Consider the following 18,860-nt stretch of genomic DNA (forward strand, 5'->3'; position numbering starts at 1 on the left):
TGTACTGTACCATGATATCTCCTTTTTGGTACAAATATACTAAATATTACCGTCATAGCAAAGTTAACTTAACACTAGTTTTAGTATAATGCAAAAAATTATATATCTTTCCCGACCATTGCATACCCCAATGCAAGTTCCCTTCATTTAAAAACCTCTTGTAGTGCGTTGTATTCGTTTATCATCCTCCTTCAAATTTAACACAATTTAAAATGTTCTCTCATATTATGATTTGATTTTTATAAAGTTCATACACTTAGGATAAATGCTTATCTCGTGAGGAAGTCTTTTGGTGCCGGATTGTGTTTTAAAATGTTTCATCTATTCCTCATATCCTGTTTTACATTAAGTTTGATAAATCATTTTTGTATTTTAAGAATATGTGACAGTTCCTTATATTGATTGGACGCCACTCGTATCATATAGACTTTTTCCCCCGATTGGTTTTGTAAATGTTCTTGCTCAAAATCGTTTCTCTTCGGAAATCCATTCATGAAGAAAGGAAAAGCCTGTAGCATACCTCTCTCCCATGAGTCATTCATGTAAAATGAGAGAAACTTTTTGCAGACCGTAACAGAGTCTGACTTGAGAATGGGAAGATTGTTTGTTCTTTCTTCAGGGACAACAGATCGATTCATCGTTTCACCTTTTTTAATAAATTACTCCACGATTCTATCTGAAGAACATCGATTCCAAAAAGCATTTCAATTTGAAGTTTCGGAAGCCGGAGAGGTCAACCTTCGCTTCTGATCTTGCGTCTCCATTAAAAAAAGCTGAAAATACTTTACTGTAAATTTTTCAGAGAAACAAGAATAATTTTTTTATTTCACCGTTGCGTCAGATTCTCAAATCTGATGCAGAGTTTTGTCTAGCATAAGGCATCGATGAAAATTATCAATGAAACCATCGGATTTAAGAATCTGGCATTGAACTAAATAATTCTTCCTTTTAGTGTTTGGACACTACCTTTAAGTAAAATAAATCTTCCTTTTAGCATTAGGTAACAACCTTTGGGTAATAAAATTCTTTCTTTGTCTCTTTAGGAAACACTTTGTTATGGGAACCAGTTTCCGACTTGAGCGACAGTGAAAGACTAAACTGGTTTTGATCTTAATCAGATAACCTAAAACGAATTTGTTCCGAAACTTCGGAATGAAAACTGGTTTGGGGTGACAAACGACCTTTCTCGTCAAGCCTGTATGGTGACCTGTCGCCTGTCACCAGTTACCAACAACCACGCTACTGCATGTCAATTGTTTCTCTCGCTCCGCTGTCTTAAATTTCTGCCAGGATGACAGACTTTAAGTTGAATACGAATTTTAAGCCGACCGGCGATCAGCCGCAGGCAATAGCCGAACTAACCGCGGGCGTCCGTCGGGGAGATCCGTTTCAAACTCTGCTGGGAGTGACCGGTTCGGGAAAAACATTTACGATGGCTCATGTGATACAAAATGTCCAGAAGCCGACGCTGATCATTTCTCACAACAAGACGCTCGCCGCGCAACTGTACGGTGAATTCAAGACGTTTTTCCCGGAAAACGCCGTTGAATATTTCATTTCGTTTTACGATTATTACCAGCCGGAAGCTTATCTGCCGGTGACGGATACATACATCGAAAAAGATTCGTCGATCAACGACGAGATCGACAAACTTCGGTTGAGGACGACCAGTTCGCTCATCAGTCGGAAAGACGTCATCGTGATCGCGAGCGTTTCCTGCATTTACGGCATCGGCTCGCCGGAAGAATACTCGAAGTATATCGTCCTGTTGAAAAAAGGACAGCGTATCAGCATTCGCTCGGTTTTCCTGCAATTAGTTGACATTCTATATTCGCGCAACGATCTGGTACTGGAACGCGGTACTTTTCGGGCGCGCGGCGACGTCGTTGAGATTCAGCCTGCTTACGAAGATTTCGGATACCGGATTGAGTTCTTCGGCGACGAAATCGAGCGTCTCTACACGTTTACACCGCTGACCGGTGAGATCATTTCGGAATTGGACAATATCGTCGTCTTTCCCGCAAAGCATTTCATCTCGTCCGAGGAAACTGTCAAACGCGCTCTGGATACGATCGAAAAGGAATTGGACGTTCGCCTGCTGGAGTTGAAGGAAGCGGGAAAACTCCTCGAAGCGCAGAGAATCGACCAGCGAACACGCTTTGACGTCGAAATGATCCGGGAGGTCGGTTACTGTAGCGGGATCGAGAATTATTCCCGGCATTTTTCGGGTAGAAAACCGGGGCAACAGCCATTCACGCTCATGGACTTCTTCCCGAAGGATTATCTTCTGTTCATCGACGAGTCGCACGCAACGTTGCCGCAGATTCGGGCAATGTATAACGGCGATCGGAGCCGCAAGGAAATTCTCGTCGAATATGGTTTTCGCCTGCCGTCAGCGCTGGACAACCGCCCACTGAAATTTTCCGAGTTCGAGCAGATGATAAATCAGGTGGTTTTCGTTTCGGCGACGCCGACGGATTTCGAACTGGAAAAATGTAAAGGCGTCGTCGTCGAACAGATCATTCGCCCGACGGGATTATTGGATCCGGAAATCTTCATCCAGCCAAGCAAACATCAGATCGATCATTTGATCGAGGAGATCGTCAAAACGACTTCCCGAAAAGAACGTGCGCTGGTCACGACGCTGACGAAACGGATGGCGGAAGACCTCGCCGAATACCTGCAGGGAACCGGATTGCGCGTCCGGTATCTTCATTCGGAAATCAAGGCGCTGGATAGGGTCGGCATTCTGCGCGATCTGCGATTGGGAGAATTCGATGTTCTCGTCGGAATCAATCTCCTGAGAGAAGGACTCGATCTGCCGGAAGTTTCATTGGTGGCGATTCTCGACGCCGACAAAGAAGGATTCCTCCGATCGGCGCGGTCGCTGATGCAGGTTTCGGGACGCGCCGCGCGGAATATCAACGGGAAGGTCATTTTCTATGCCGACGAGATCACCGATTCGATGCGAAAAGTCATCGACGAAGTCAATCGCAGGAGAATCACCCAACAAAAATACAATGAAGAACACGGCATCGTTCCCAAAACAATTTACAAATCCGTCGCGGACGTCATGATGACGACCGCAGTCGCTGATATGAAACCGACCGAATTTCAGAAAAAGGAAAAATCCGACGATCGCTACCGTTCACAGATGGACGATCTTGAACTGATCGAGTTGCTGAAACGCGAGATGACAACGGCTTCGGAAAACCTCGAATTCGAGCGCGCGGCGGAACTTCGTGACGAGATTCTTCGTTTGTCTAAGAACAAGAAAACCGCTTTCGAGCGGAATGCTTATTAGGAAATAATAATGAATTTGAAAAAAAAGGTATTGGTCATTGGCGGAGGCGGGCGGGAACATGCGATCGTCTGGAAACTTTCGCAATCGCCGACTGTCGAGAAAATATTTTGCGCGCCGGGAAATTCCGGAACTGCGCATATCGCCGAAAATATCGCCATTATCGAATCCGACATCGAACGACTTCTGAAATTTGCGCGTGAGAACCGAATCGATTTGACGATCGTTGGTCCGGAAGCGCCGTTGATGGCGGGAATTGTCGATACATTTCGCGACGCCGGACTCGCGATTTTTGGGCCGACGAAAGCCGCCGCTCAGTTGGAAGGAAGCAAAGCGTTTGCAAAAGAATTCATGAAGCGACACAACATTCCAACGGCTTCGTTCCAGATTTGCCAATCCCGCCGGGAAACTGAAAATGTCGTCGCCGGGAAAGTTTTTCCGTATGTCATAAAGGTTGACGGACTTGCCGCCGGAAAAGGCGCACTCGTGATTCAGAACAAGGCGGATTTGAGTGCGGCGCTGGCGGAGATTTACACGGAAAACAAGTTCGGAAAAGCGGCGGAGAAAGTCGTGATCGAGGATTTTTTAATAGGCGAAGAACTATCCGTTTTTGCAGTCACGGATGGAAATCGCTACGTAGTTTTGCATTCGGCGCAGGATCATAAGCGAATTTTCGACGGCGATTTAGGTCCGAACACCGGCGGAATGGGCGCCTATTCGCCTGCGCCGCTCGGCTCGAAATCAGTTCTTGAAAAAATTGAGGAAAAAGTCATTCGGCCGGTTTTGGATGGAATGCGCACGGAAGGAACGCCTTATACCGGTGTTTTGTACTGCGGATTGATGATCGATAACGGCGAGCTGTCCGTCGTTGAGTTCAATGCGCGATTCGGCGATCCAGAAACGCAGGTAGTCATTCCGCTCATCGCGTCGGACTTTGCGGAATTGCTTTATGGCACGGCGACTGGAAAACTTGACAAGACTACTTTTTCTTTGTCGAACCGTTTTGCCGCCTGCGTCGTTCTCGCGTCGAAAGGTTATCCCGGTTCGTATGAAAAAGGAAAACAAATCTATGGAATAGACGACAGTTTTGCCGATCCGGATCAAACGCTTTTCATCGCAGGCGCCAAATTCGACGGAACGTCTTGGATCACGACCGGCGGGAGAGTTTTCGGCGTGACGGCGATCTCGGACTCGCTCGAATCGGCGATCGATTTGGCATATCGGCGCGTTGCCGGAATCCATTTCGACGGAATACAATTTCGGACGGACATCGGAAAAAAAGCATTTCAAACGAAAAATTGAGATTAAAAAGTATGGGAAACACGAAGACACGAAAGCACGAAGATATTTCTTAATAAAAAATCTTAGTATCTTTGTGCCTTAGTGGTTATAAAAAGGTGAGAAAATGGAATTAGATCGCATTTCAAGACTACAGCAAAGTTTCGGAATTCTCGGCGAGTCAGACCAAATCCGTGAGATCGTCGAAACGATCGATCAGGTTGCCGGAACGAACATCACCGTTTTACTTTCCGGCGAAAGCGGAACAGGCAAGGAAATCATCGCCAACGCGATTCACAAACACAGCGCACAGAAACATCAGCCGTTTATCAAAGTCAATTGCGGCGCGATTCCGCCGGGAATTCTCGAAAGTGAGTTATTCGGGCATGTCAAAGGATCGTTCACCGGCGCGATCGAACATCGGAAAGGCTATTTTGAAGCCGCTGACAACGGCACGATATTTTTAGATGAAATCGGCGAAATGCCACTTGAAACGCAGGTTCGGCTTTTGAGAGTGCTGGAACTCGGCGAATTCCTGCCCGTCGGCGGCTCTGATGCGCGGCACGTCGATGTTCGGGTCATCGCCGCGACGAATAAAGATTTGGCAGTCGAAGTTGATAAAGAAAAGTTCCGGAAGGATTTATACTACCGCATCAAAACGATCACGATCGTCATGCCGCCGCTGAGAAAACGCGCGGAAGACATTCCGAAAATGATCGATAAGTTCGCGCTCGATTTCGCAAATCGCAACAACATCATTTTTAAGGGATTTTCGCCAACGGCGATGAACATGCTGAAGGAATACGGTTGGCCGGGCAACACGCGCGAGCTGAAAAATTTCGTCGAAAGCATGATCGTCCTGCAAAAAGGCGAAGTCATCACCAGCGCGATGGTCGAAAAGCGTCTGTTCGGCGAACGCCATGAAGCGACATTCACGCCGAATCTGCCGATGAGAACCGGGAAAAGCGTCGATCAGGCAGAACGTGAACTAATCCTGCAACAGCTTTTCATGATGCGTCGCGAAATCCACGAAATTCACGATGTCACCGTTGGTGCTATGCCGCCGATGAATTATCCGCCGTCGCCGGCGGTTCAACTGCCGGGAAATATATCAACGCTTCCGCCGATGAAACATCAGGAGGAAGTCGCCGAAGAAGGCGAGGTCATTCTTGGCGATAATACAATCATTCATCCCGACAAGATCGGGCACATTTCGATGGAAGAAGTCGAGCGGGATTTAATCGAGCGGACGCTGAAAAAATTCAATTATAAGAAACGGCAGACGGCGAATGCGCTCAAGATCAGCGAACGAACACTCTATCGGAAAATTATCGAGTACAAACTGAAAGATGCAAATGTCTGACAAGTACCGTTTTTTTCCTGACTCAGAAAGCGTAAATTTTCCGCAGATATGAAAAATAGATATTATCAAACTTCAATGAAAAATCGAAACGCATGGAAAGTGTCGGTTGTCGCTATTGTCTTAACAATGGTTTTTTCTCAATGCTGGTTCTATTCGTTCAAAGGAACTTTGCCGCCGCATATTCAAAGCATCGCGATCCCGCTGTTCACTGACAAAACCGCCGAGTTCAGTATTCAAACCGTCGTAACTGACAAGATCCGGCTGGGATTTATCAAGGAAAATATTCTCCAGTTGGTAGAGGAAGCCAACGCCAATTCGGTTCTGTACGGTTCGATCATCAGCATTCAGGACAAGCCGCTGGTTTATTCGGAATCCGAGCAAGGCGAATCCGTCAGTGAGTACCGGCTAACCTTGCGAATCGAGGTCGAGTGGTTCGATAAAGTCAACAATCAGTCGATGTTTAAACAACAATTTACCGGCTATAGCGAATATGATCCGACGGGCGCGACCGATCGGACGCGCGACACGGCGTTGAGCGAAGCTATCACTCGAATAACCGAAGACATCATCAATAAAATATTAGCAGGCTGGTAATATGCGTTTGCCAGATGGATATCAGGGAAGGAAATTGGAACGGAAATGATGAACTTTGTCAACGTCAAAGATGTAAAGAACTACAACGGTCAGGAAGTGACGCTTAGGGGATGGATTTACAACTTACGCACCAGCGGGAAAATCTGGTTTCTGCTTCTGCGGGACGGAACGGGATTGATTCAGGGCGTTGTCTCAAAAAATGACACCACGGAAGATGTTTTTAGCAAAAAGGACGTCCTGACGCAGGAATCGTCGGTGACGGTTTCGGGACTTATTCATGAAGATAAACGCTCGCCGAGCGGTTTTGAACTGATCGTCAAAAACATCATCATTCATCAAATCGCCGTCGATTATCCGATCGCCCTGAAAGACCACGGCGTCGAGTTTTTGATGGAAAACCGCCATCTCTGGATTCGTTCGCGGAAACAGTGGGCGGTTCTGCGCATTCGCCACGCAGTTTATTACGCGATTACGGAATATCTGAACGATAACAATTTCATCCGCTTTGATTCGCCGATTTTGACTCCGAATGCCTGCGAAGGAACGACGACACTTTTTCAGGTTCCGTATTTCGATCTCGGCAAAGCCTATTTGTCGCAATCTGGGCAGTTGTATTTGGAAACCGGCATCATGAGCTTTGGGCGAGTTTATGATTTCGGTCCGGTTTTCCGCGCCGAGAAATCCAAAACGCGGAAACATCTGACGGAATTCTGGATGATGGACGCCGAAGCCGCATTCGTCGAACATGCGGAAAACATGCAAATTCAGGAAGAACTCATCCGGTTCGTCATTCGGAAAGTAATTGAAAAAAATATGACGGAACTGGAAATTCTTGAGCGCGACATCGAAAAACTACGGAAAGCCGACGCGCCGTTTGGAAAAATGACACACCACGATGTGGTTGATTTCCTCCGGTCGAAAGGGTCCGAAATCAATTATCAGGATGATCTCGGCGCACAAGATGAATTTTTATTGACCGAACATTCCGACGTGCCGATTTTTATCGAGAAATGGCCGAAGGAAATCAAGGCTTTTTACATGAAGCGCGATCCCGAAAACCCCAACCTTGTTTTGGGCGACGATTTAATCGTGCCGGAAGGTTTCGGCGAAATCATCGGCGGTTCGCAGAGGGAAGACGACCACGACCTTCTGCTTCAGCGGATGCAGGCGGAAAATATGCCGATTCAGGATTATCAGTGGTTTCTCGACATGCGAAAATACGGCTCGGTTCCGCACAGCGGATTCGGCGTCGGGCTTGAACGACTTGTGACGTGGATGTCCGGCGTTCAGCATATCCGCGAAACGATTCCATTCCCGCGAACGATTTATCGCATTCAGCCATGATCCGGCAGTTTCAATTATCGATGCGAGATGTGAAATGAAAGAAAATTACTCACCTATTAGTCGGTCAAAAGAAACCAAACGCCAACCGATCATCGCCGTTATCGGTGGGCGGGAATGCGACGAAGAAATCTGGCAACTTGCTTATCTTGTGGGGAAAGGAATTGCCGAACGCGGCGCGATCTTGATCTGCGGCGGCAAGAACGGTGTAATGGAAGCCGCTTGCCACGGCGCGTTTGACGCTGACGGACTCACGATCGGCATTATGACCGGCGGAGATGATTCCGAAGCCAATCCATTCGTGAAAATTGTAATTCCGACGGGAATTGGCGTCGCGCGGAATTCGATCATCGTTCGGGCTTGTGACGCGGCGATTGCCGTTGGCGGGAAATATGGTACGCTCTCGGAAATTGCTTATTGTCTGCAAATCGGGAAGCGCGTTTGCTCGTTGAAATCGTGGGCAATCGACGGCGTCGTTCAGGTGAAAACGCCGGAAGAAGCGCTGGGTTTTGCATTCGCCGACATCGCCAATCCTTCCGGATCGTCCGGTTTTAAATAATCTGTTGAAAATGGATAAGGAATCGTTGTATTTTAAGTATGAATCAAGAATGAATCATGAAGATCAACGTAAAAATGACGGTTCAGGGAGTTGTTCAAGGTGTCGGATTCCGGTACTTTGCGATGAGAAAAGCGGCAATGTTTCAAGTTTTCGGGTTTGTGCAGAATTTGGATAATGGAGATGTCTATATCGAAGCGGAAGGCGAAGAGGGTTTGGTGAACGATTTTGTCCGGGAAATTCAGATCGGCCCAATGTTCGGTACCGTGACGGATGTTATCAAAAACCGGTCGGAAAAGTTGGTTGGATACCACAGATTTGAGGTTCGGTTTTGAGCAGAACGATATACATTGCGATGGCGCAGATCAATCCGACGCTTGGCGATCTGAAAGGCAACAGCGCGAAGATCGGCGAGTTCATACGGAAAGCTAAACAGAAAGGCGCCGACTTAGTTGTTTTCCCCGAATTGAGTATCACCGGTTATTCGCCGATGGATTTGCTCTACGATTCGGGATTTATCTCCGAGAATGTACGTTACCTCAAACTTGTCGCTGATACGATGCCAGACGATATTGTCGCAATCGTCGGGTTTGCCGATCCGATGCCGGGCGGACTTCGCAACGGAGCCGCCATTCTGCGCAAGGCAAGAATTCTCGATAAACGGTATAAAACGATTCTTCCGAACTATGATGTTTTCGATGAGAAACGTTACTTTGTCCCGGCAGATGAGAATTTTCCTGTCAGGCTTGAAATAAAGGGAACGGAATTACATCTGGGTATTGAAATATGCGAAGACCTCTGGGATACCAATCATTCCATCAAAGTCACCGATAGATTGGTTGCGGCGGGCGCGGAATTCATTATCAATATTTCTGCCTCTCCGTTTGAATACGACAAGCGCGATGTTCGGAAAAATCTCATTCTCGAAAAAGTCGATCATCTTAAAAAACCGTTCGTCTTTGTCAATCTGATCGGCGGACAGGACGAAATGGTTTTCGACGGAAATTCGCTGGCTTTTGGTTCCGACTCGAATCTGATCGCCTGGGGCGGCGAATTCACCGAATCGTTGACGATATTCGATCTCGATCTTGAGAAAGGCATAGGAAAACCGATTCCACTGCCGGGAGTTCGTCGGGAAGCGAGCATTTTTAACGCGCTGGTTCTCGGTGTGAAAGATTATTTTCGAAAAACCGCCTGCCGAAAAGCCATTCTGGGCTTGAGTGGCGGGATAGATTCTGCTTTGGTGGCCGTTATTGCGGCGGAGGCGCTGGGCAACGAAAATCTGACATGCGTTTCAATGCCATCGAAATTTACGGCACAGATGAGCATCAACGACGCGCGTCTACTCTGCGACCGTCTTCATGTGAAATATCTTGAAATTCCGATCGATCCGCTTGCAAGAATCTATGACGAATCGCTTCGTGACATTTTTGCCGGAATGAAACGAAACATTGCCGAAGAAAACATTCAGTCGCGAATTCGCGGTAATTTGCTGATGGCGATCGCAAACAAATTCAATAGTTATCTGCTTTCGACGGGAAACAAGACCGAACTCGCGCTTGGATATTGTACGATGTACGGTGATATGTGCGGCGCGCTGGCAGTCATTTCCGATCTGAGCAAATCCGACGTTTACGCGCTTGCCCGATTCATCAACGAGACGTGGGACAATCTGATCCCGAAACGCATCTACGACCGAATTCCGACGGCGGAACTCGCGGAAGGACAATTCGACCCGTTCGATTATGAAATCGTCAGTCCGCTCGTCGATTCAATCATTAACGACCAATTGAGCAAAACCGAACTGATCAAGTTGGGATACGAAAAAACGCTGGTGGACGACATTTTCCGAAAGATCAAGATCGCCGAGTTTAAGAGGCATCAGGCGGCGCCGGGAATCAAGATTACCGGAAAGGCGTTTGGCATCGGCAGACGTTATCCAATCATTAATCATTTCGAGGAGATTTGAACCGGTGAAGATTTTCCGAATCATTTTTACTTTCATCATTCTGGTTTCAACCGTTGTTCCGCAAGATGTCAGTTTTGTGAACGGAAATATTTGGCGGAAAATGAAACAGGATAACAAAGTCTATTATCTGACCGGTTTTCTTGACGGTTTGAAGAAATCTTCGCAGATCATCGACTTGAGCGTACAGTCCGCCCAACGAAAGGAATTTTCGTTTGTCGAGCCATTTTACGTCAATCAAATGCGCGAAAATATCAACGCCTATTTTCCAGAGCGAGCGTCTGTCAGCACCAGTACAATCATCGAATTGTTAAATGCTTTTTACGCCGATAAATACAACTCGAAGATTAAATTTGAAGCGGCGATTCGGATCGTTCTTGCCCGGCAGAAAGGCGACATTGGTAAAGCCGATTTCTGGTTGGAAGAAGCGCGCCGATCAATATTTGCGAAATGAAATTACTTCAACAAAGAGTGGTACCATGAAAGATTACACAGAAAATGAAGAACTCCAGTTTTCCGAGCATTTTTACGGGTATATGGCGACCATGTTGATCGCCGGCTTCAGCCTCTTTTTGGTTTCCATTGAACCGGAAATCTTGAAACAATTTCGGTTATGGATTTCGCCGCAAACGCTCAATGCGCATCTTCTGTCTTGGTTCGCCATTTCCGTAATTACCGGCATGTTATCGTTTTTCTGGGGAATGGCGTCTCAACTATTCCGCCGGAAAAACCGTGTTTTACATTTGCTCTGGTACGCCGCGATTCTCTCGGCGACGTTGTTGTTTTCGACGATCTTTTACGATATACTCATGTCACCGGAAAAATCGCTATTTGGATTACTTCTCGTAATTCTATTTTTATCGAATATTGCGACGGCGGCATTTTCCGCGATATTTTACATTCTGCATTTTGAACAGCGGCATAATTTCACGGTTTTCGCACTCGGAATCATGGCGGCGACGACCGCCTATAACTGGCTCTACCTGAGCCTTATCGGCAAAATCTCTATTATCTGAAATAAATATTTTTGAATTTCAGCGGTCGTTTAAATGGGTAAAATCTGGCTACAAAAAATTCCTTTAGTATTCATCTGTCTTCCGTATTTGATTGGGATTGTCGTCAATAACTGGCTTCTGATTCCGGTAATTTTTTGGTTCTGTACGCTGGGGTTCATCTTTTTGTTGGATGTTGTTTTGTCTAAGCGGTTTCGGTCGATTTGGCTAATCATGTCCATGATGTTTTTGCTCGGCGGAATGAATCATTCAGTTTCCGTCGATACAAGCGGAAATCACCTAACAAAATTTTCACGTCTCGACGAGCCGCTTCCGGTGATGGGTGAAGTGAAAACCGTTGATAAACGCGCCGATGGTTCGACAAAAATCCGGCTTTTCAACATTCACATTCGCAATGGAAGGTGGCATCATTTTACTGGCGATTTGTTGTTGACTGTCCGCGATTCATGTCCGGATTACCGGTACGGCGATGTTCTTGGATTCATCGGCAAAGTCACATTTCCAACAGAAGCGCGAAATCCCGGAGATTTCAACTATCGGAGATATTTAACTAATCATAGCATTTATGCGACGGTTTATCTCAATCGTGGCGAAATTCCGCTGGTAGTTGAATCAAACCGGTTTCATCTGAGACGGTTTGCGAACGATGTCCGATTGCGGATCGAACGGTTGATTGATGCTTCCATGAGCGGTGAGCAGGCGGGAATTCTGAAAGCGCTGATCGTCGGCGTTCGCGGCGAAATCAGCGACGAAACGGTTCAGGCGTTCGTCAACTCCGGCGTCATTCATGTCCTCGCGGTTTCCGGTCTGCATGTCAGTTACGTGACGCTCGTGTTTGTCGTGCTGTTCGGATTTCTGCGCGTCCCAATAAAACCCAAGACAGTTTTAGTTGTTATTGCGTTGGTATTTTATGTATTCGTTGTCGATCTTCGTCCTTCAGTGATGCGCGCTGTTATCATGGCGTCAATGGTGCTCATCAGTCAGGCATGGGAGTTCAGACACAATATTTACAATACATTGATTGCCGCCGCATTCATTCAGGTTTTGATTAATCCGCTTCAGCTTTTTGATATGGGATTTCAGCTTTCGTTCGCGGCGGTTTTTTCAATTATTTATATCTATAAACGGCTCGAATTTCTCCTGCCGGATTTGATCAAACCAGCATCTGTAAAAAATCCCGCAATGCGGCGATTGAATCAGATGTTTTTAGTTTCGCTTGCCGCGAATCTCGGAACAATGCCCATCACGATATATTATTTCAACCGGATTCCAATCATCTCATTGATCGCCAATCTGTTCGTGATTCCGCTGGTCGGCGTTATTGGCGGACTCGGTTTTGCGCAAGTGATTCTTGGAGCGATCTGGAGTCCGATCAACATCGCTTACGGCGAAGTGCAAATGATTCTTATCTGGATTCTTCAAAAGTCGATAATGATTACGTCATCAGTCCCGCACGCATCGCTGATCTTTTCCAGCATTTCGCTGACCGGATTGGTGATTTCGTATTTCATCTTATTTGGATTGCTGAATTTTGACAAAAAACATGTCGGCGCCGCCACGACGATCGGTGTTTTAATACTGCTGAATTTCTGGGTTTGGAAAGAGCCGCTTGCGAAGCCGACGCTTCGCGTTACTTTTCTGGATGTCGGGCAAGGCGACGCGGCGTTCGTTGAATTTCCCGGCGGCAAAAGAATGCTCATTGACACCGGCGATCGGACATTCCGACGGGATTACGGTGAGTTAGTCGTTGCGCCGTATTTCGTTCGACATGGCATTAAGCGAATCGACATTTTGTCGCTGAGTCATCCGCATAGCGACCACATCGGCGGCGCGCCGTATTTACTGAAGCATTTCACGGTTGGTGAGATTTGGGAAACGGAGTTCGAAACGAAATCCTATATTTTTAAGGAAATACACCATATTGCCGATTCGCTCGGCGTCCCAATCCGACATGTTCGATCTGGCGATTGCTTTCCAATGGACCAATTCGCAACCATTTATGTTCTTCATCCATCCAAAAAATATTTGAGAAAAGAGACGACGCTCAATAATTCGTCCTGCGTGCTGAAACTGACGCATGGCGCGGTCGATTTTTTATTTACCGGCGATGTTGAAGTTCATGCCGAACGGCGAATCCGATACTGGCAGGATTTTCTTGCATCGGAAATTGTTAAAGTGCCGCATCATGGTTCGGCAACTTCTTCTTCGTCCGATCTGCTGGCGGAAATCAAACCGCATATCGCACTGGTTTCCGTCGGGCGAAATAACAAATTCAAGCATCCTTCCGACTCAACGCTTGCACGATATTCGGCGCTCGGCACAACGATTCACCGAACCGATAAGAATCGTGCGTTAGTCATCGAATCGGATGGAAAACGGGCAAAAGTAGTGAAATGGTGAGAGAAGAATTTGACCATCCCGAAAAATCGGGATAAACTTCAAATACCTAAACCCCGCCGTTGGCGGGGGATAATTGTAGGTTGGAGATTGAAAATTGAATATAAGGATGATGTCAAATTGCAGATTGCAAAATTCAAATTTGTGCATCGGCGTTTCTTCGGCAGATTTGTGTTTGAATAGGTAAGCGCTTTGAAAAAAGATATTGAAACAGAAATTTTCCGTATTTATATTCGCTTAAGCATTGAAATACGGAGAAATGAATGATACGCACCCAAAAATTATTCTTACTGGTATTCACTCTGGCTTTTGTTTCCAACCTTACCGCCCAGCGGAAAACCACGCTCGCCCTCCTCGACCTCGACGCCGCCGCTTAAGCCAAACTGAAACTGAAATCCTTTCCAATCGTCTCCGTAGCAATGCCGTGAATGTTGGCATCTATGACGTCGTCGAGCGTCAGAAAATGCAGGAAATTCTCGATGAACAGGAATTTCAACTGTCCGGCTGTACCAGCGACGCCTGCGCCGTGCAAGTCGGTCAACTTCTCGGCGTCGAAAAAATGATTTCCGGCTCGGTCGGCGTCTTTGGCAAGGTGTACACCGTCGAACTCCGCCTGCTCGACATGGAAACCGGCAAAATCGAGCGGAGCGCCAACTATGACTTTCAAGGCGAACTCGAAATCCTGCTGATGGAAGGCATGAACAACGCCTTGCTGAAACTGCTCGGACTGCTCGATATGCCAACCTCTACGTCTGTCTCGATTTACAACAAAACCGGCACGCTGGTTCTGAACAGCATTCCCAACGGCGCTGATATCCTGATCGATGGCAAATCATCCGGTACAACGCCGTCGACCATCACTGGTGTTCCAGCCGGACTACGAACCATCGTCCTGAAGAAAGCCGACTTCCAGCTGTTTACCACTTTCATCAATGTTTTAGCTGATAAGGCAAATCCGCTCACCGCCACGCTGAAATCTCAATATGCCCGCGCCAATATTTCTGTCAACGAACCCGAGGCGGAAATCTACCTGAACAATAGCCTACTGGGCCAAGGAAAGTGGTCGGAGGCAAAGGTCAATCCCGGGAATTATATCTTCGAGGTCAAGCACTGGCGCTATCTTCCATACAAAGAAACGATCCAACTGAATCCGGATGATTCTTTCCAGCGGAACATCGAACTCCAACCCCGGCTGGGTTCATTAACGGTCAATGTCACACCGAAGGATGTCCGATTATTGATTTCCGGAGAAAAGTACCAATCCGAAGAGAAACCAACTACACTTCAAATCGGCGATTATCAACTTACTACCCGTAAACCATATTACTACCCAATCAAACAAGAATTTACGATTACCGAAAATACAACCACTGAAATCAACCTCAATTTGCTGGATGGGAGTAAAGATTACCAGCGCATAAAAACCAAACGCAACTGGTCATCCTTAGCGACAGCCGGTATTTGGTGTCTGACTGGTGTATCCGCATTGCTGTCCGAGTTTTATTACGATAAATACTGCGACGGGAGAACTGTCAATGATGTAAAGAAATACCGCAACCGAACAGAATTATTTGGCAATCTCGCCAAAGGCGGGCTGGTGATCGAGATCGGCTTTTCCGGCTATAGCATTTATGAATATTTTCACTTAAGTCATCTTGTGGATGTTATGGAGGCGAAGCCATGAAACGAATCCAATCGGCATTTTACTCAATCTTAATCTTAATACTCATTCTTTCTTTCACCTGCGACCATAAATTTAGAAATCCGTTAGACCCGGATACCGAAATCAAGCCGGACGAATGGGCGCCGACTAACCTGGCGGCGACTGTAATCGATGATTCTCATATTCGTCTGATATGGACACAGGAAGAGTCAAGAATCGAAGGATTTGTTATCGAGAGGAAAGATGGCAATGCTAACTATAAGGAAGTCATCAGGACCGACACGACCTTCTTCATCGATGATAGCCTTAACATCAACATCGGATATATCTATAGAATTACCGCATTTGCAGGGAATAACTTATCTACGGCAATTGTGGCAGAAAGAATTCAAACTGCTTTTCCAGTACCAACCAACCTGAACACTGTTGCTATTAATGACCAATCGATTCGACTGACCTGGACGGATAACTGCTTGTTTGAATCTGGATGCCGAATTGAGCGCAAGACCGGAACCGGAAGCTTTGTCCAGATCGCCGAAGTTGCCGCTGATCAGACAACCTTCGATAACACCGGATTGACTTACGGCGAGACTTATACATATCGTATTCGGGCTTATACCCAGATCAATCAATCCGGTTACTCAAATGAAAATTCAGCACAAATGATAATTCATGCTCCTACAATTATATCTGCGATAGCCATTGATGACCAATCGATTCATCTGACTTGGACGGATAACTGCTCGTTTGAATCGGGTTTTCGGGTAGAACGTAAAACCTCAAGCGGTAGTTTTGTTCAGATTGCCGAAGTTAATGCCAATTCAACGGAATATACCGAAACCGGTTTGACTTACGGTGAGACTTACACCTATCGGGTCAGGGCATATACTCAGATCAATCAATCGGATTATTCAAATGAGGATTCAGTACAAATAATGGTCTTTGCTCCTACAAATTTATCAGTGACAGCAATTGATGACCAATCGATTCGTCTTATTTGGACAGATAATTGTTCATTTGAAACGGGATACCGAATCGAGCGCAAGACCGGAACCGGAAGCTTTGTCCAGATCGCCGAAGTAAATGCCAATTCAACGGAATATTCTGAAACCGGTTTGACTTACGGTGAGACTTACACCTATCGGGTCAGGGCTTATACTCAGATCAATCAATCGGATTACTCAAATGAAAAATCAGCCCAAATGACCATCACTGCTCCAACAAATCTCATGGCGACAGCCATTGATGATCAGACAGTTCGTTTGAATTGGACAGATAACTGCTTGTTTGAATCGGGATACAGAATTGAGCGCAAGACTGGATCTGGAAGTTTTGTCCAGACTGCCGAAGTAAATGCCAATTCAACGGAATATATTGAAACCGGTTTGACTTACGGTGAGACATACACCTATCGGGTCAGGGCATATACGCAAGTCAATCAATCGGATTATTCAAATGAAAATTCAGCCCAAATGACAATCCAAACCCCCAGCAACCTGACTTTAACAACAAATGATATAATTTTTTGTATTAATCTAACCTGGACAGATAACTGCTCATTTGAAGTTGGATTCAGGATTGAGCGTAAGATTGAATCTGGGAATTTTGAACAAATCGCTGAGGTATCCTTAAATACTACCGAATATACAGATTGCGGATTAGGGACCGATATTGAATATACATACAGAATTAGGGCATACACTTTACTTAACCAATCAAATTATTCAGATGAGAAAACAGGTCACATCAATGAAACAATAACCGATATTGACGGCAACGTATATAAAACTGTTAAAATCGGCGACCAGATCTGGATGGCAGAAAACCTGAAAGTGACCCATTACCGCAATGGCGCTGAGATACCGAATGTAACAGACAATACCTCATGGTCTGCTCTGACTACCGGTGCTTATTGCAATTACGATAATGATGCGAATAAAGTGGTGACCTATGGCCGGCTTTATAACTGGTACGCTGTAAATGATAGCCGCAACATTGCTCCTACTGGCTGGCACGTACCAACTGACGCAGAGTGGCAAACTTTAGTGGATTATTTAGGTGGCAATATTGTAGCCGGCGATAAAATGAAAGAGGCTGGAACGACACATTGGTATAGTCCCAACACCGGCGCCACGAACGAAAGCGGATTTTTGGCGTTGCCCGGCGGCTGCCGTCTCGTCAGTGGGACGTACGACTACATTGGTCACGACGGGTACTGGTGGTCGGCTTTGGAGGGCAGTAGTAACTACGCATGGTACCGAGTTCTGAATTACAGTAATTCCTACGTCAACGGTTACACTTACGATAAGCAGTACGGTTTCTCCGTTCGTTGTGTGAGGGATTAGCCCATTTGACTATTTTGGAGTGTTCCGACCGTGTCGGAACTCGTCGTTGCAGACGACGGAAGAAGGCAGGCATTAACACGGTTAATGCACTCCATAGCGAGATTCTTTCTGCGAACTTTGTTCGCAAGCATTAACACGGTTAACGCACTCCAAAGTCGCTTACTTATAGAAACAGTTTTCTCCGCGTCCTCCGCGCGCTCCGCGGTTAATATTTATTTAATCAACGTGAGCTGTTTGGTCGCCCGGAAGTTTCCGGACTGCAGTTGATAGAAATAGGTTCCGCTGGCGAGTTGCCCGGCGTCGAAATTTACATGATGGCTTCCGGCTATTTCTTTCCGGTCGGTGAGCGTAGCGACTTCCTCGCCGCGCAAGTTTAACACTTTGAGCGTAATGTGTTCGGTCTTCGGGATTTGAAATAGGATCGTCGTCTGCGAATTGAACGGATTCGGATAATTCTGATACAAGCGAAATTCGTCGGGAAAAGCCAGATCATCTGTCTTGCGAATTTCACCGGCGACTTCAAAATAAGTAAGAATTTTTTCCATAAAGTCGTTTCGGACCGATTCGGCGATGATCGTTTCGAATGGAAATCCGAGAGTAACGACTTTTCCCTCCTGAGTTCCGCCGGTGAAAACGCCGCTGAAACATGTTCCCGCGAACCCGCCCGTCGTATCGAAACCGGTGTATTTCAAGAAGCCGGAACTGCCGTTCGTGTGACCGAGAACGTCCGGCCATTTGACGTTGATCGTTCCGCGTGTGCCGTTATCGAAATAAAAGGTCGAAATGTCACCGAGCGGCGAACCGGGAATTGTCTCTGCCCGATAATATTTACCGGAGCTGTCACCTGGAGCGTCGGAAAGGTACTTCATCTTGAGAAAATTCCAGCAGAAATCCTTGTCGGTCGCCGAACCTTTATAATCCACGTCCCATGCGAGTTCGGCTCCGGAAACAAGCAGACGCCCGCCGCCTTGCAGAAAAGTTTTTACAAATGCTTGTTCGCTGGTGCTGAAAGTTTCATCGGCTGTGCTTTCATCGCCGAGGAT

At 46.4% G+C, this 18,860-nt stretch carries 15 protein-coding genes; 13 read left to right on the forward strand and 2 right to left on the reverse strand.

All coding sequences use genetic code 11. The features are described from left to right. Positions 1-359: 359 nt before the first annotated feature. Complete coding sequence (locus COT43_08220) at positions 360-638, reverse strand: hypothetical protein (GenBank protein ID PIS27871.1); 279 nt, start codon at positions 636-638, stop codon at positions 360-362. 653 nt (positions 639-1,291) lie between these two features. On the opposite strand from COT43_08220, the gene COT43_08225 reads away from it, so the two are divergent. The 13 genes from COT43_08225 (at position 1,292) to COT43_08285 (ending at position 17,817) form a co-directional block, all read left to right on the forward strand. Beyond that, positions 1,292-3,304: an excinuclease ABC subunit B gene (locus COT43_08225; GenBank protein ID PIS27872.1), complete on the forward strand. Its 2,013-nt coding sequence runs from the start codon at positions 1,292-1,294 to the stop codon at positions 3,302-3,304. A 9-nt stretch (positions 3,305-3,313) separates the two neighbouring features. Next, positions 3,314-4,603 (forward strand): phosphoribosylamine--glycine ligase, encoded by a 1,290-nt coding sequence (locus COT43_08230; GenBank protein PIS27873.1) that lies wholly within the window; start codon positions 3,314-3,316, stop codon positions 4,601-4,603. A gap of 103 nt (positions 4,604-4,706) precedes the next feature. Next, positions 4,707-5,942: a sigma-54-dependent Fis family transcriptional regulator gene (locus COT43_08235; protein PIS27874.1), complete on the forward strand. Its 1,236-nt coding sequence runs from the start codon at positions 4,707-4,709 to the stop codon at positions 5,940-5,942. A gap of 48 nt (positions 5,943-5,990) precedes the next feature. Further along, entirely contained in the window at positions 5,991-6,536 is a 546-nt protein-coding gene (locus tag COT43_08240) for a hypothetical protein (protein ID PIS27875.1), read from the forward strand. 45 nt (positions 6,537-6,581) lie between these two features. Further along, positions 6,582-7,880, forward strand: coding sequence for an asparagine--tRNA ligase (locus COT43_08245; protein PIS27876.1), 1,299 nt, complete (start codon positions 6,582-6,584; stop codon positions 7,878-7,880). A gap of 34 nt (positions 7,881-7,914) precedes the next feature. Further along, a complete protein-coding gene (locus tag COT43_08250) occupies positions 7,915-8,436 on the forward strand; it encodes a TIGR00725 family protein (protein PIS27877.1) in 522 nt (173 codons plus the stop codon). Between the two features lie 56 nt (positions 8,437-8,492). Further along, positions 8,493-8,768, forward strand: a complete 276-nt coding sequence (locus COT43_08255; protein ID PIS27878.1) for an acylphosphatase — start codon at positions 8,493-8,495, stop codon at positions 8,766-8,768. Between the two features lie 20 nt (positions 8,769-8,788). Next, positions 8,789-10,402 carry an NAD+ synthase gene (locus tag COT43_08260; GenBank protein ID PIS27879.1) on the forward strand — a complete coding sequence of 538 codons (1,614 nt, stop codon included), beginning with the start codon at positions 8,789-8,791 and terminating at the stop codon, positions 10,400-10,402. 4 nt (positions 10,403-10,406) lie between these two features. Next, positions 10,407-10,853 (forward strand): hypothetical protein, encoded by a 447-nt coding sequence (locus COT43_08265; GenBank protein PIS27880.1) that lies wholly within the window; start codon positions 10,407-10,409, stop codon positions 10,851-10,853. Then, complete coding sequence (locus COT43_08270; GenBank protein ID PIS27881.1) at positions 10,843-11,415, forward strand: hypothetical protein; 573 nt, start codon at positions 10,843-10,845, stop codon at positions 11,413-11,415. Before COT43_08265 ends, COT43_08270 begins: the two co-directional genes overlap by 11 nt. A gap of 33 nt (positions 11,416-11,448) precedes the next feature. Continuing rightward, positions 11,449-13,812, forward strand: a complete 2,364-nt coding sequence (locus tag COT43_08275) for a DNA internalization-related competence protein ComEC/Rec2 (GenBank protein ID PIS27882.1) — start codon at positions 11,449-11,451, stop codon at positions 13,810-13,812. Between the two features lie 256 nt (positions 13,813-14,068). Next, the gene (locus COT43_08280) at positions 14,069-15,493 is read left to right on the forward strand and encodes a hypothetical protein (GenBank protein PIS27883.1); all 1,425 of its coding nucleotides are present in this window, start codon (positions 14,069-14,071) and stop codon (positions 15,491-15,493) included. After that, a complete protein-coding gene (locus COT43_08285; GenBank protein ID PIS27884.1) occupies positions 15,490-17,817 on the forward strand; it encodes a hypothetical protein in 2,328 nt (775 codons plus the stop codon). The genes COT43_08280 and COT43_08285 overlap by 4 nt, the downstream gene beginning before the upstream one ends. Positions 17,818-18,029: 212 nt before the next feature. Here the strand turns inward: COT43_08285 and COT43_08290 are convergent. Further along, on the reverse strand, positions 18,030-18,860 hold an 831-nt coding region (locus COT43_08290), incomplete at its 5' end, for a hypothetical protein (GenBank protein PIS27885.1).

The sequence above is a fragment of the Candidatus Marinimicrobia bacterium CG08_land_8_20_14_0_20_45_22 genome (assembly GCA_002774355.1).
In the GTDB taxonomy this organism is placed as follows: Bacteria; Fidelibacterota; UBA2242; order UBA2242; family UBA2242; genus 0-14-0-20-45-22.

What these genes read in the sequence shown, in the direction of transcription:
- COT43_08220 (PIS27871.1), bottom strand. Translation starts at nt 638, where the DNA reads ATGAATCGATCTGTTGTCCCTGAAGAAAGAACAAACAATCTTCCCATT.
- COT43_08225 (PIS27872.1), top strand. Translation starts at nt 1,292, where the DNA reads ATGACAGACTTTAAGTTGAATACGAATTTTAAGCCGACCGGCGATCAG.
- COT43_08230 (PIS27873.1), top strand. Translation starts at nt 3,314, where the DNA reads ATGAATTTGAAAAAAAAGGTATTGGTCATTGGCGGAGGCGGGCGGGAA.
- COT43_08235 (PIS27874.1), top strand. Translation starts at nt 4,707, where the DNA reads ATGGAATTAGATCGCATTTCAAGACTACAGCAAAGTTTCGGAATTCTC.
- COT43_08240 (PIS27875.1), top strand. Translation starts at nt 5,991, where the DNA reads ATGAAAAATAGATATTATCAAACTTCAATGAAAAATCGAAACGCATGG.
- COT43_08245 (PIS27876.1), top strand. Translation starts at nt 6,582, where the DNA reads ATGATGAACTTTGTCAACGTCAAAGATGTAAAGAACTACAACGGTCAG.
- COT43_08250 (PIS27877.1), top strand. Translation starts at nt 7,915, where the DNA reads ATGAAAGAAAATTACTCACCTATTAGTCGGTCAAAAGAAACCAAACGC.
- COT43_08255 (PIS27878.1), top strand. Translation starts at nt 8,493, where the DNA reads ATGAAGATCAACGTAAAAATGACGGTTCAGGGAGTTGTTCAAGGTGTC.
- COT43_08260 (PIS27879.1), top strand. Translation starts at nt 8,789, where the DNA reads ATGGCGCAGATCAATCCGACGCTTGGCGATCTGAAAGGCAACAGCGCG.
- COT43_08275 (PIS27882.1), top strand. Translation starts at nt 11,449, where the DNA reads ATGGGTAAAATCTGGCTACAAAAAATTCCTTTAGTATTCATCTGTCTT.
- COT43_08280 (PIS27883.1), top strand. Translation starts at nt 14,069, where the DNA reads ATGAATGATACGCACCCAAAAATTATTCTTACTGGTATTCACTCTGGC.
- COT43_08285 (PIS27884.1), top strand. Translation starts at nt 15,490, where the DNA reads ATGAAACGAATCCAATCGGCATTTTACTCAATCTTAATCTTAATACTC.